The following is an 11,617-nucleotide window of genomic DNA, read 5'->3' as shown; positions in this document are numbered from 1 at the left end:
TGGACATCGGAAAGGGAGGTCCGCGAATGCTCGTCCAGCAAATCCTCAAGACAAAGTCGGATGACGGTGTGGTGACGGTGACCCCGGGTACGACGGTGGCCAAGGCCGCCGAGATGCTCTCCAGCCGCCGCATCGGCGCGGTGATCGTCTCGCCCGATGGCAAGCGTGTCGCAGGCATCGTCTCGGAACGCGACATCGTGCGCGAACTCGGCCGCCGCGGCACCGCCTGCCTGACCGACACCGTCGACAGCATCATGACCGCCAACATCGTCGGCTGCCGCCGCGACGAACAGGCCAACGAGGTGCTGCAGAAGATGACCGACGGCCGCTTCCGCCACATGCCCGTGATGGAGGGGACGCAGATGGTCGGCCTCATCTCCATCGGTGACGTGGTCAAGGCGCGGCTCACCGAACTTTCCATGGAAAAGGACGCCCTCGAAGGCATGATCAAGGGCTTCTGACCCCCCGCGCGGACAGGGTGCCGCAGCGCGGCATCCTGTCGGTTTTGCCCCTTGCATCCCTGTGCGCAATAATGTTGCGTAAAATTGCGGCACGACAGGGAAGGGGGCCCCAATGCGCATCGGACTTTACCCGGGAACCTTCGATCCCATCACGCTGGGGCATGTCGATATCATCCAGCGCGCCATGGCGCTGGTAGACCGACTGGTGATCGGCGTGGCGATCAACCGCGACAAAGGCCCGCTCTTCGGGTTGGAAGAGCGCGTGTCCATGGTCACCGCCGAATGCGCCGCCATCCAGGCCAGGACCGGCGGCGAAATCGTCGTCCACCCTTTCGAGAACCTGCTGATCGACTGCGCCCGTGACGTGGGCGCCACCGTGATCGTCCGCGGCCTACGCGCCGTGGCGGATTTCGAATATGAATTCCAGATGGTCGGCATGAACCGCGCGCTGGATGCCAGCATCGAGACGGTCTTCCTCATGGCCGATGCGCGCCGTCAGGCGATTGCGTCCAAGCTGGTGAAAGAGATCGCGCGGCTTGGCGGGGATGTGTCGAAATTCGTCACCCCGCCGGTCGAGGATGCGCTGCGCCGCCGCCTGCGCGCATGAAAAAGGGGGCCGACCGGCCCCCTTCCGCACCTGTCGGCGCGCAAATCCCTAGTTGCCGTAGACTGCCGCCCAGGCGATGCGATGCGCGTCCTCGGGGAAGATCCCCAGATCCAGCGCCACGTCGCGGGGCATATGGGCGATCTCGTCGCGGGTCCGCTTGTACAGCGCATTGCGCGCGCGGGCGGCTTTCAGCGTTTCGATCAGTTTCATGGTCCTGTTCCTTTCACGAACGCGCCAAGGGCTTCTCGGTTATCCCTTCGGCGTGCCCCCTAGATGGACCTTTCCGTTAGCGCCAACAACGCCCGATGCGGGGAAGCCGCCATGCGCCCCGCGCATGGGTCGGTCCGGAAACGCAAGGACCGAAATCCTTCTGGCGAAGGATTTCGACCCCGATCTTTCTGCGAAAGATCACCGCCCGCGCTGTCCGAACCTTCGCAAGAAGGTTCGCCCCGAAGGATTTTCGCCAGAAAATCCTTCCGCCGTCAGATCAGCTTGCCCATCGCCACGGCCGTATCCGCCATGCGGTTCGAGAAGCCCCATTCATTGTCATACCAGGACAGGATGGAGACGAAGGTTCCATCCATCACCTTGGTCTGGTCCATGTGGAAGACCGACGAATGCGGGTCATGGTTGAAGTCCATCGAGACATTCTTGAACTCGGTATAGCCCAGAATGCCCTTCATCGGCCCGTCCGCCGCCGCCTTTATCGCCGCGTTGATCTCTTCCACGCTGGTCGCGCGCTTGGCGATGAACTTCAGATCCACGACCGACACGTTCGGTGTCGGCACGCGGATGGCGAATCCGTCCAGCTTCCCCTTCAGCTCCGGCAGAACCAGACCCACGGCCTTGGCCGCCCCCGTGCTGGTCGGGATCATCGACAGCGCCGCAGCGCGGGCGCGGTACAGGTCCTTGTGCATCGTATCCAGCGTCGGCTGGTCGCCCGTATAGGAATGGATGGTCGTCATCATCCCCTTCTCGATCCCCACCACCTCGTTCAGCACCTTCGCCACCGGCGACAGGCAGTTGGTGGTGCAGGAGGCGTTGGAGACGACCACGTCATCCTTCGTCAGCGTGTGATGGTTCACGCCATAGACGATGGTCTTGTCCGCCCCGTCCCCGGGGGCCGAGATCAGCACGCGCTTGGACCCGTTTTCCAGATGGGCCATGCACTTTTCCTTGGACGTGAAGATGCCCGTGCATTCCATCACGATATCCACATGGCCCCAGGGCAGTTCGGCGGGGTTCCTGATCGCCGTCACCTTCATCGGCCCGCGGCCGACGTCGATCCAGTCCTCGCCCGTCGTCACCGTCGCCGGAAACCGCCCGTGCACCGAATCGAAGCGCAGAAGGTGCGCATTCGTCTCGACCGGCCCCAGATCGTTGATCGCCACGACCTCGATATCCTTGCGACCCGACTCGATGATCCCGCGCAGCACGTTACGGCCGATGCGGCCGAATCCGTTGATGGCAACCTTGACGGTCATGGCATGTCCTCCAAAAGGGAAGGCGCGGCGAATCCGCCGCTCCGATAGCGCTAACATCCGCAGAACGACCGGAAATTCAACCCGACTTTCGCAGGGTCAGCGCCAGAATGCCAAGAATTCCACAAAGACGAAGAGTTTTCTCGTCAGAAAAAGCGTGGCCTCGCCGCCATTGACGGCGAAGTCCGCAACCAGAAGGCCGATGACGGCCAGCGCGAGTGCAAGCGCGATACGGTCGGTCACGACCCCTCCATCAGTGGAGGAGCCGCCCCATCACCCCGGCCACATCGGCCATCCGGCAGGAGAAGCCCCACTCGTTGTCATACCATGCCAGCACGCGCACCGTGCGGCCCCCGACCACCTTGGTCTGGTCCGGCGCGAAGATAGACGATTGCGGCGTGTGGTTGAAGTCGATCGACACCTTGGGTTCGGGGTCATAGGCCAGAACCATGCCCATGTAACCCGCCGCCGCCTCGCGCACGATCTCGTTCACGTCGGCGACCGTCACCGATTTCCCCGCCACGAAGGTCAGGTCCACCGCGCTGACATTCGGCGTCGGCACGCGGATCGCGGTTCCGTCCAGACGCCCCGCCAGTTCCGGCAGCACCTCGCCCAGCGCCTTGGCCGCGCCCGTGCTGGTCGGGATCATCGCCATGGCCGCAGCCCGCGCGCGGTACAGGTCCTTGTGCCGCCGGTCCAGCGTCGGCTGGTCGCCGGTATAGGAATGGATCGTGGTCATGATGCCCGATTCAATCCCGATCGCGTCGTTCAGGACCTTTGCCAGCGGCGCAAGGCAGTTGGTCGTGCAGGACCCGTTCGACACCACCAGATGCTCGGCCGTCAGGGCGCGGTGGTTCACGCCGTAGACCACCGTCTTGTCTGCCCGCTTGGCAGGGGCCGACACCAGCACCCGCTTGGCCCCACGGCCCAGATGGACGGCGGCCTTGTCGCGGTCGTTGAACTTGCCGGTGCATTCCAGCACCACGTCCACACCTTCCCAGTCCAGCTCTTCGGGGTTGTAGGTCGACATCACGCGGATCGGCCCGCGGCCCAGATCCAGCGTATTGTCCTTCACCTTCACCACCCCGGGGAACCGGCCATGGACCGAGTCGTATTTCAACAGATGTGCATTCGTCTCGATCGGCCCCGTGGCATTGATTGCCACCACCTGAACGTCGTTGCGGGCGCTTTCGGCGATATGGGCCAGCGTGCAGCGCCCGATGCGTCCGAAGCCGTTGATGCCGATGGTGATGGTCATGCGCGCCGCTCCATTCCGTTGCATACAGTGGGATGCCTTGCGCTTACCGAAGGGGGACAGAATCGAAAAGTCCAAAAACGACACAAAATCAATATGTTACCGCAAACATGCGCGGTTTGCGCTAACAATTGGCGGGCTTTGCCAAATGGTCGCAGCCGCGCTAGATGGTCGGCACCGGAAGAAGGAAGATTTGCATGAGTGGTTTGCTTGCCCTGCTGGATGACGTCGCGGCCATCGCCAAGGTCGCCGCAGCCTCGGTCGACGACATCGCCGCCGCCGCCGCCAAGGCGGGGACCAAGGCCGCAGGCGTGGTGATCGACGACGCCGCCGTCACGCCGAAATACGTGCACGGCTTCTCGGCCGACCGCGAATTGCCCATCATCTGGCGCATCTCGCTGGGGTCGTTCAAGAACAAGCTCCTCATCCTGCTGCCCGCGCTCCTCGCGCTCGACCACTTCCTGCCTGCCGCGATCACGCCGCTCCTGATGCTGGGCGGCGCCTATCTCTGCTTCGAAGGGGCGGAAAAGGTTCTTCACGCCTTCGCCCCCCATGCCGACCACGCGGTCGAAGAGGATTTCGACACCAAAGACCCCGCCCATCTGGAAGAGGAAAAGGTCGCAGGCGCCATCAAGACCGACTTCATCCTGTCGGCCGAGATCATGACCATCGCGCTCGCCACCATCGAAAGCCCCAGCTTCTGGATGCAGGCCATCACACTGGCCGTGGTCGGCGCGCTCATCACCGTTGCCGTCTACGGCGCGGTGGCGCTGATCGTGAAGATGGATGACGTGGGGCTGCACATGGCCGCCACGGGCCGCACGGGGGCAGGGCGCGCGACGGGGCGCGGTCTGGTGCTTGCCATGCCGAAACTCATGGCCTTCCTGTCACTCGTCGGCACCGCCGCCATGCTCTGGGTCGGCGGCAATATCGTCACCCACGGGCTCGAGGTGCTGGGCTGGCCGTGGCTCTATCACGAAATCCACCACATCGCCGACATCGTGGCCCATGCCGCCCCCGCCGCACAGGGCTTCGTCGCATGGCTGGTGACCGCGACGCTGGACGGCATCTTCGGCCTGATCCTCGGCGCCGCGCTGATCCCCGTCGCCACCCGCGTGATCGGCCCCGCCATCGCCGCCGTCACGGGCAAGCGCGCGCATTAGGGCAGGGGGAACCACCCCGCCCGTCCCCCGTTTCCCCCCGACACAGGGGGGAAACACCATGGACCGCCGCGCCTTTCAGGCCCTTCAAGACCGCATCGCCCAGCGCGCCCGCCATCTGTGGCAGGAGGCGGGCGAACCCGACGGTGGCCCCGACCGCTTCATGGATCGGGCGCGCGAACTGGTCGCCATCACCGAAAACCCCGATGCCGGACGCATCGACCCCGAAAAGGCCGCCGAACCTGCCATCGAACCGCTGGCCGCCGTGGAAAACCAGGGCGAATTCCCGGGGCTCACCGATCAGGGCGACGACCAGTTGTTCCCCGACGAACAGGCGACCGTGGAATCCCCCGTCAGGCGAAAATGAAAAGGCCGCGCAGCGCGCGGCCTTTCAAATTTCTTCGAAGAAATTTGCAAAAATTTTCGAAAACTTTTGCGCCTCTCCGTCAGAGCAGCGACTTCGCCACAGCCACCGCATTCTCTGCCGTGTTGCCGAATTCCTTGTAAAGCCGCTCCATCGGTGCCGAGGCCCCGAAAGACGACATGCCCACGAACCCGGCCTTCGTCTCTTTGCCGCGCTCGCCCAAGAGCCAGCGGTCCCAGCCCTGACGCACGCCCGCCTCGATCGCCACACGCACCGGCCCGCCGGGCAGCACGCGCTTGCGATAGGCTTCGTCCTGTTGCGCGAAGAGCTCCATCGACGGCATCGACACGACCCGCGTGCCGATCCCTTCGGCTTCCAGCGCCTCGCGCGCCTTCAGCGCGATTTCCACCTCGGACCCCGTCGCGATCAGGATCACCTGCCGCTTGCCCGTCGCCTCGGCCAGAACATAGGCGCCCTTGGCGACAAGGTTCTGGTTCACATGGGCCTTCCTGACCGCAGGCAGGTTCTGCCGCGACAGCGCCAGCACCGTGGGCGTCGTCCTCGAGCTCAGCGCCACTTCCCACGCCTCCGCCGTCTCCACCAGATCGGCGGGGCGGATTACCAGCGTGTTCGGCGTCGCGCGGCTCATCGCCAGATGCTCGACCGGCTGGTGGGTCGGCCCATCTTCGCCCAGACCGATGGAGTCATGCGTCATCACATAGACGACCGGCAGCCCCATCAGCGCCGACAGGCGCATCGAAGGCCGCGCGTAATCGGTAAAGCACATGAAGGTGCCGCCATAGGGCCGCACGCCGCCATGCAGCGCCATCCCGTTCATCGCCGCCGCCATCCCGTGTTCGCGGATGCCGTAATAGACATAGCGGCCCTTGCGATCCTCGGGGGTAAAGACGCCCAGATCGGCGGTCTTGGTGTTGTTCGACCCGGTCAGGTCCGCCGACCCCCCCATGGTTTCCGTCATCACCGGATTGACCGCCGCCAGCACCTTTTCCGACGCCGCGCGGGTGGCAAGCTTCGGCATCGCCTCCACCGCCGCCTTCTTCACGCCGCGGATCACCGAGGCCAGCTTGGCCGGGGCCTCGCCCGCGAAGATGCGCGCGAATTCCGCCTGCTTGGCCGCCGACAGCGCGCCCAGCCGCGCCTGCCATTCCGCATGGGCCGCTGCCCCGCGCTTGCCCTTGGCTTCCCATGCTTTCTTCACATCAGCCGGAATTTCAAACGCCGGATAATCCCAGCCATAAGCCGCCTTCGCCGCCGCCATCTGCGCCGCATCGGTCAGCGCCCCATGCCCCTTGGACGTGTCCTGCGCCGCATGGCCCAAGGCGATATGCGTCTTGCAGGCGATCATCGTGGGCTTGTCCGACGCCTTGGCCGCCACCAGCGCGCGGTCGATATCCTCGGGGTCGTGCCCGTCGCAGGACAGCACGTTCCAGCCCGAGGCCGCAAAGCGCGCTTTCTGATCCGTCACATCGGCGATCGACACCTTGCCGTCGATGGTGATGCCGTTGTCATCCCACAGCACGATCAGCCGGCTCAACTGCTGCTTGCCGGCCAGCGCGATGGCCTCCTGCGAAACGCCCTCCATCAGGCAGCCGTCACCGGCGATCACATAAGTGAAGTGATCGACGATCTTCGCCCCCCAGCGCGCGCGCAGGTTCTCTTCCGCCATGGCGAAACCGACCGCATTCGCGATCCCCTGACCCAGCGGCCCCGTCGTCGTCTCGACCCCCGCCACATGGCCGAATTCGGGGTGACCCGCCGTGATCGCGCCCCACTGGCGGAAGTTCTTCACCTGGTCCAGCGTCATGTCGGCATAGCCGGTGAGGTAAAGCAGCGAATAGATCAGCATCGACCCATGCCCCGCCGACAGGATGAACCGGTCGCGGTTCGGCCAGCGCGGTGCTGCGGGATCGAAGTTCAGATGCTTCTCGAACAGCACCGTCGCCACATCCGCCATGCCCATCGGCATCCCCGAATGGCCCGAATTCGCGGCCGCCACCGCGTCAAGCGTCAGGGTGCGGATCGCGCAGGCGCGCTTCCAGTGGTCCGGGTGGCGGGCGCGGAGCGTCTCGATATCCAAGGCCGTTATCCTGTCTGAAAAGGAAGGGGTTTGCGGCCCCGCTCTAGTGTCTTGGTCGGGCAAGATCAAGCAATCCGCGCAAGCCCTTGGGTGCAAAGGGGTGAGTTGCGCCATATTCTTGCGCTACACTGACAGCGGGGCTGCGGCCGTCCGATTCGTCCCCGGGCGCGGGCAGCCGCAACGACAAGAAACGACGCCAACGGAAAGGCACCCGAATGCAGGAACTGGCAGAGCTTGAACGCCGCATCGCCGCCGCCTTGCACCGCATCGGCGCAGGGGTCGAGGCGTTGCAGGCCGCCACCCCCGCGACGGACCCTGCGGCGGGGGGGGACGCCTCCGGCGAGATCGCCCGCCTGACCGCCGCGCTGACAGCGGAACGCCAGCTCACCGCCGAACTGCGCGCCCGCATCGCGGCCCTGCAATCGACCGAACCCGCCCCCACGCCTGCCGATGGCCAAGGGGCCGACCTTCAGGCGCGGATCGACCAGATGACGCGCCAGCTGGATGTGCAGGGGCTCGAGATGCACCGGATGCGAAAGACCATGGTGCAACTGCGCGAAAACCTGCGCGGCCTGCGGCGGGCACAGGCGGCGAACCTTGCCGATCCCGAACAGATCAACCGCGCCATGATGGCCGAACTCGAAGCCGTCCGCGTCACGCGCCTGTCCGAAGTGGCCGAACTGGACGAGATCATCACCGAACTCACCCCTCTCATCCGCGAGGAGCCCCTCGATGCCTGAACTCACCATCACCATCGGTGGCCGCGCCTTCTCTGTCGCCTGTCAGGAGGGAGAGGAGCATTTCCTCAGCACCGCCGCCGCCATGCTCGATGCCGAGGCGCAGCCCCTCGTGGCGCAGATGGGCCGCCTGCCCGAGGGGCGGATGCTGCTGATGGCGGGCCTGATGCTCGCCGACAAGACCGCCGCCGCCGAGGACGAGATCCGCACCCTGCGCGCGCGGATCGAAGAGCTGGAAGCCCGTCCCGAAACCCGCGTCGAGGTGCCCGTCATCCCCCCGCAGGTGACCGAGACACTGGCCGAGATCGCCGCGCGGGCCGAAGCGCTGGCCGACCGCATCGACGACAGCCGCAGGCCCGCCTGACCGTTCCGCGCGGGGGGCAGGGCCGACATGCCGCTATCCATGCGGTATGTTCTGCGGTATGATCGCCCCCCACAGGACCGGAGCCCGCCCATGACCGCCACCCGCCGCGCCACCTCCATGACCCTCGACGCAGCCCTTCTGGACGAGGCGCGCGCCCTCGGCGTCAACCTCTCGCGCGCGGCCGAGGAAGGCATCCTTGCCCGCGTCCGCGCCGAACGCGCCCGCCGCTGGAAGGACGAAAACGCCGAAGCCGTCGCCGCTTACAACAGGTGGATCGACGAGAACGGCATCCCGAATCCCTTGGTCCGGATCCTGTGAACGGCCATGGCGGACCAGTTCGATCTGTATCGTGATCCGCAGGGCGGCCTGCTTCTCGTCCTCCAGAACGAGGCGGTCGACACCCTCGACACCCGCGTCTTCGCGTCGGTGGTTCCCGCGGGGAAGGGTGGCGTGGCGGTGCTGGACAGGCTTTCCGTGCCCCTGTCCTTTGGCGAGCGGGACTATCTCGTGATGCTGCACCTTCTGGGTACCGCGCGATTGGGCCGCATGGGGGAAAAAGTGGGCAATTACGCGCATCTGCGCGATCGCATCACGCGGGCTTTCGATCTGCTCTATTCGGGCACCTGAAACGGAAAAGGCCCGCCAGAGGCGGGCCATCCGTCACGCTGCCGCGAACACCCTCAGGCATTCGCCTCGCGGATCTTGTTCGCCGCGTCCTTGTCGAAGGCCACGCCCTTCGCCTCGAACAGCGCGTCCAGCTCGCCCGACAGCGTCATTTCCGTCACGATATCGCAGCCGCCCACGAACTCGCCCTTCACATAAAGCTGCGGGATCGTCGGCCAGTCGCTGAAATCCTTGATGCCCTGCCGGATGTCCGCATCGGCCAGCACGTTCACATCGGCGAAATTCACGCCCATGTAATTCAGCACCCCCGCCACGCGGGACGAGAACCCGCATTGCGGCATCATCTTGGTGCCCTTCATGAACAGCACCACGTCGTTCTTCTCGATCGTCTCGCGGATCTGTGCCTCAGCGCTCATCTTCCTGTTCCTCTCACTCCGGCGCCTTGGTCGTCAGCGCCAGCGCATGGAGTTCCCCATGCGCGCCATCCATCTTGCCCTTCAGCGCGGCATAGACCGCCCGCTGCTGCTGCACCCGGTTCATGCCCTTGAAGCTCGCGTCGATCACCTCTGCCGCGAAATGCTGCCCGTCATCGCCCTGCACCGTGATCTTCGCTTCGGGAAAGCTTGCGCGGATCAGGTTCTCGATATCGCGTGCGGTGATCGGCATTCGGGGGTCTCCGGTATTTCTGACCGAAGATGTATGCCTACGGGGCAGGGGCCGCAAGTCCCCGCGCCGCCATCCAGTCGTCGCGCAGGATGCCATAAAGCATCACATCGACATTCCGCCCCAGCACGGGCCGGAACCAGTGATCCACCAGCCGCCCCTCCAGCCGGTATCCCGCCCGCGCATAGACCTTCTGCGCCCGCAGGTTCTCGCCGCTCGCATCCAGCCAGACCTTGCGCGCCCCCAGCACCCGAAACCCGTAGTCCGTCAGGGCATGGACAAAGCCCAAACCCCGCCCGCCGCCCGCCTCGGCCAGCGCCAGACGCCGCAACTCCACCCGCCCCGAAGGCTCCCCGATCTCGGTCCAGAGCGCGAATCCCGCCGCACGCCCCGCCTCTTCCCAGATCAGCAAACGGTGCGCGGGATCCGTGGCGTAAAAGGCCAACCGCCCCTCATCCTCGTCGGTGATGAAGGGCGCATAATCCGGCCGCTGCGCCAGCGACCGGATGAAGGCGAAATCATCGGGCAGGGCAGGGCGAAGGGTCACGCCACCGCCTTGGCAAAGGCCGAACGATACAGCGCCGACAACTCCGCCAGCGCCGCCGTATCCCCGCCAAAGGCCACCGCATCGCCGCCGAACCGGCCAACCACGGCCACGGGAACCCCCGCCGCCTTGGCCGCCGCGACCAGCGCCTCCGCCTTGTCCGTGGCCACCAGATAGCGCGCCTGATCCTCGCCGAACAGGAAGGCCGCATCGCCGCTGTCCAGCGTCACGCCCAGACCCGCGCCCTCGGCCATCTCGAATGCCGCCAGCGCCAGCCCGCCATCGCCAAGGTCGGTGCAGGCCCGCACCAGCGCGCGGTTGGCGCGCAGGAATTCGCCATGCGCGCGCTCGGCCGCCAGATCGACCGGCGGCGCATCGCCCGCCTCGATCCCGAACATCTCGGCCAGCACCGCCGACTGGCCCAGATGCCCCGCCGTCGCCCCGATCACCACCGCCGCATCGCCCGCCACCGGACGCCCCGCGATCAGCTCGTCCAGCGAGGACAGGATGCCCACCGCCCCGATCGTCGGCGTGGGCAGGATCGCCGACCCGTCGGTTTCATTGTAAAGCGACACGTTGCCCGACACGATGGGCATGTCCAGCGCCGCCACCGCCGCGCCGATCCCTTTGATCGCGCCCACGAACTGCCCCATGATCTCGGGCTTTTCGGGATTGCCGAAATTCAGGTTGTCGGTCGTGGCAAGGGGCTTTGCCCCCACCGCCGTCAGGTTGCGATAGGCTTCGGCCACCGCCTGCTTGCCACCCTCGAAGGGGTTGGCCTTAACATAGCGCGGCGTCACGTCACTGGTGAAGGCCAGCGCCTTGCCCGTGCCATGCACCCGCACCACGCCCGCCCCCAGACCCGGCGCCACCACCGTATCGGCCATGACCATGCTGTCATACTGCTCCCACACCCAGGCCTTGTGGGCATAAGAGGGCGACCCGATCAGCGCCCGCAGCCCCGCGACGGGCGCAATCGCCGGAATGTCCTTCAACGGTGCCGCCGCTGGCGTCTCCACCCACGGGCGGTCATATTCCGGCGCGCTGGAGGACAGTTTCGACAGCGGCAGGTCCGCCTTCACCTCGTTGCCATGCAGGATCAGGAAGCGGTCCTCGGGGATCGTCTCGCCCACGATGGCGAAATCCAGATCCCATTTCTGGAAGATCGCCCGCGCCTCGGCCTCTTTTTCGGGCTTCAGCACCATCAGCATCCGCTCTTGGCTTTCCGACAGCATCATCTCGTATGCCGTCTTCTGCTT

Annotated in this window: 17 protein-coding genes; 8 read left to right on the top strand and 9 right to left on the bottom strand. The window is 65.7% G+C overall.

Annotated features, from left to right (window positions below; genetic code table 11):
- Positions 1 to 26: 26 nt before the first annotated feature.
- Both GU927_RS00085 and coaD read left to right on the top strand, forming a co-directional pair.
- Positions 27 to 461 carry a CBS domain-containing protein gene (locus tag GU927_RS00085; protein WP_161760169.1) on the top strand — a complete coding sequence of 145 codons (435 nt, stop codon included), beginning with the start codon at positions 27 to 29 and terminating at the stop codon, positions 459 to 461.
- A 112-nt stretch (positions 462 to 573) separates the two neighbouring features.
- The gene (coaD, locus tag GU927_RS00080) at positions 574 to 1,068 is read left to right on the top strand and encodes a pantetheine-phosphate adenylyltransferase (RefSeq protein ID WP_161760168.1); all 495 of its coding nucleotides are present in this window, start codon (positions 574 to 576) and stop codon (positions 1,066 to 1,068) included.
- Between the two features lie 48 nt (positions 1,069 to 1,116).
- Here the strand turns inward: coaD and GU927_RS00075 are convergent, their stop codons facing one another.
- The 4 genes from GU927_RS00075 to gap (GU927_RS00060) form a co-directional block, all read right to left on the bottom strand.
- Positions 1,117 to 1,278, bottom strand: coding sequence for a hypothetical protein (locus tag GU927_RS00075; RefSeq protein WP_217765489.1), 162 nt, complete (start codon positions 1,276 to 1,278; stop codon positions 1,117 to 1,119).
- A gap of 272 nt (positions 1,279 to 1,550) precedes the next feature.
- On the bottom strand, positions 1,551 to 2,552 hold the full coding sequence (gap, locus tag GU927_RS00070) for a type I glyceraldehyde-3-phosphate dehydrogenase (RefSeq protein ID WP_161760167.1): 1,002 nt from the start codon (positions 2,550 to 2,552) through the stop codon (positions 1,551 to 1,553).
- A gap of 96 nt (positions 2,553 to 2,648) precedes the next feature.
- On the bottom strand, positions 2,649 to 2,792 hold the full coding sequence (locus GU927_RS00065) for a glyceraldehyde-3-phosphate dehydrogenase (RefSeq protein ID WP_161760166.1): 144 nt from the start codon (positions 2,790 to 2,792) through the stop codon (positions 2,649 to 2,651).
- A 10-nt stretch (positions 2,793 to 2,802) separates the two neighbouring features.
- A complete protein-coding gene (gene gap, locus GU927_RS00060) occupies positions 2,803 to 3,807 on the bottom strand; it encodes a type I glyceraldehyde-3-phosphate dehydrogenase (RefSeq protein ID WP_161760165.1) in 1,005 nt (334 codons plus the stop codon).
- A gap of 194 nt (positions 3,808 to 4,001) precedes the next feature.
- On the opposite strand from gap (GU927_RS00060), the gene GU927_RS00055 reads away from it, so the two are divergent.
- A complete protein-coding gene (locus GU927_RS00055) occupies positions 4,002 to 4,967 on the top strand; it encodes a DUF808 domain-containing protein (RefSeq protein WP_161760164.1) in 966 nt (321 codons plus the stop codon).
- 58 nt (positions 4,968 to 5,025) lie between these two features.
- Positions 5,026 to 5,331, top strand: a complete 306-nt coding sequence (locus tag GU927_RS00050) for a DUF2934 domain-containing protein (protein WP_161760163.1) — start codon at positions 5,026 to 5,028, stop codon at positions 5,329 to 5,331.
- A 79-nt stretch (positions 5,332 to 5,410) separates the two neighbouring features.
- Here the strand turns inward: GU927_RS00050 and tkt are convergent, their stop codons facing one another.
- Entirely contained in the window at positions 5,411 to 7,426 is a 2,016-nt protein-coding gene (gene tkt / locus GU927_RS00045) for a transketolase (protein ID WP_161760162.1), read from the bottom strand.
- A gap of 215 nt (positions 7,427 to 7,641) precedes the next feature.
- Between tkt and GU927_RS00040 the strand changes: the two genes are divergently transcribed.
- From GU927_RS00040 to GU927_RS00025, 4 genes are all read left to right on the top strand, one after another.
- On the top strand, positions 7,642 to 8,166 hold the full coding sequence (locus tag GU927_RS00040) for a hypothetical protein (protein ID WP_161760161.1): 525 nt from the start codon (positions 7,642 to 7,644) through the stop codon (positions 8,164 to 8,166).
- On the top strand, positions 8,159 to 8,527 hold the full coding sequence (locus GU927_RS00035) for a cell division protein ZapA (protein ID WP_161760160.1): 369 nt from the start codon (positions 8,159 to 8,161) through the stop codon (positions 8,525 to 8,527). The genes GU927_RS00040 and GU927_RS00035 overlap by 8 nt, the downstream gene beginning before the upstream one ends.
- A 90-nt stretch (positions 8,528 to 8,617) precedes the next feature.
- Positions 8,618 to 8,845 carry a type II toxin-antitoxin system CcdA family antitoxin gene (locus tag GU927_RS00030; protein ID WP_161760159.1) on the top strand — a complete coding sequence of 76 codons (228 nt, stop codon included), beginning with the start codon at positions 8,618 to 8,620 and terminating at the stop codon, positions 8,843 to 8,845.
- A 6-nt stretch (positions 8,846 to 8,851) separates the two neighbouring features.
- The gene (locus GU927_RS00025; RefSeq protein WP_161760158.1) at positions 8,852 to 9,154 is read left to right on the top strand and encodes a CcdB family protein; all 303 of its coding nucleotides are present in this window, start codon (positions 8,852 to 8,854) and stop codon (positions 9,152 to 9,154) included.
- A 53-nt stretch (positions 9,155 to 9,207) separates the two neighbouring features.
- Here the strand turns inward: GU927_RS00025 and grxD are convergent, their stop codons facing one another.
- From grxD to GU927_RS00005, 4 genes are all read right to left on the bottom strand, one after another.
- Positions 9,208 to 9,567: a Grx4 family monothiol glutaredoxin gene (gene grxD, locus GU927_RS00020; RefSeq protein WP_161760157.1), complete on the bottom strand. Its 360-nt coding sequence runs from the start codon at positions 9,565 to 9,567 to the stop codon at positions 9,208 to 9,210.
- Positions 9,568 to 9,580: 13 nt separating this feature from the next.
- A complete protein-coding gene (locus tag GU927_RS00015) occupies positions 9,581 to 9,817 on the bottom strand; it encodes a BolA/IbaG family iron-sulfur metabolism protein (RefSeq protein WP_161760156.1) in 237 nt (78 codons plus the stop codon).
- A 37-nt stretch (positions 9,818 to 9,854) separates the two neighbouring features.
- Positions 9,855 to 10,361 carry a GNAT family N-acetyltransferase gene (locus tag GU927_RS00010; protein WP_161760155.1) on the bottom strand — a complete coding sequence of 169 codons (507 nt, stop codon included), beginning with the start codon at positions 10,359 to 10,361 and terminating at the stop codon, positions 9,855 to 9,857.
- The coding region (locus GU927_RS00005) for an AIR synthase-related protein (RefSeq protein ID WP_232489074.1) at positions 10,358 to 11,617 on the bottom strand (1,260 nt) is incomplete at its 5' end. The genes GU927_RS00005 and GU927_RS00010, both read right to left, overlap by 4 nt.

The organism is Paragemmobacter amnigenus, assembly GCF_009908265.2.
GTDB lineage: Bacteria > Pseudomonadota > Alphaproteobacteria > Rhodobacterales > Rhodobacteraceae > Paragemmobacter > Paragemmobacter amnigenus.
Note: the sequence above shows the minus strand (reverse complement) of the source record. Positions and strands in the feature narration are given on the sequence as shown.

Coding starts and splice junctions, on each gene's coding strand:
- grxD (WP_161760157.1), bottom strand. CDS start 9,567: ATGAGCGCTGAGGCACAGATCCGCGAGACGATCGAGAAGAACGACGTG.
- GU927_RS00055 (WP_161760164.1), top strand. CDS start 4,002: ATGAGTGGTTTGCTTGCCCTGCTGGATGACGTCGCGGCCATCGCCAAG.
- GU927_RS00040 (WP_161760161.1), top strand. CDS start 7,642: ATGCAGGAACTGGCAGAGCTTGAACGCCGCATCGCCGCCGCCTTGCAC.
- GU927_RS00075 (WP_217765489.1), bottom strand. CDS start 1,278: ATGAAACTGATCGAAACGCTGAAAGCCGCCCGCGCGCGCAATGCGCTG.
- gap (WP_161760165.1), bottom strand. CDS start 3,807: ATGACCATCACCATCGGCATCAACGGCTTCGGACGCATCGGGCGCTGC.
- GU927_RS00025 (WP_161760158.1), top strand. CDS start 8,852: ATGGCGGACCAGTTCGATCTGTATCGTGATCCGCAGGGCGGCCTGCTT.
- GU927_RS00015 (WP_161760156.1), bottom strand. CDS start 9,817: ATGCCGATCACCGCACGCGATATCGAGAACCTGATCCGCGCAAGCTTT.
- coaD (WP_161760168.1), top strand. CDS start 574: ATGCGCATCGGACTTTACCCGGGAACCTTCGATCCCATCACGCTGGGG.
- GU927_RS00050 (WP_161760163.1), top strand. CDS start 5,026: ATGGACCGCCGCGCCTTTCAGGCCCTTCAAGACCGCATCGCCCAGCGC.
- GU927_RS00035 (WP_161760160.1), top strand. CDS start 8,159: ATGCCTGAACTCACCATCACCATCGGTGGCCGCGCCTTCTCTGTCGCC.
- GU927_RS00030 (WP_161760159.1), top strand. CDS start 8,618: ATGACCGCCACCCGCCGCGCCACCTCCATGACCCTCGACGCAGCCCTT.
- gap (WP_161760167.1), bottom strand. CDS start 2,552: ATGACCGTCAAGGTTGCCATCAACGGATTCGGCCGCATCGGCCGTAAC.
- GU927_RS00085 (WP_161760169.1), top strand. CDS start 27: ATGCTCGTCCAGCAAATCCTCAAGACAAAGTCGGATGACGGTGTGGTG.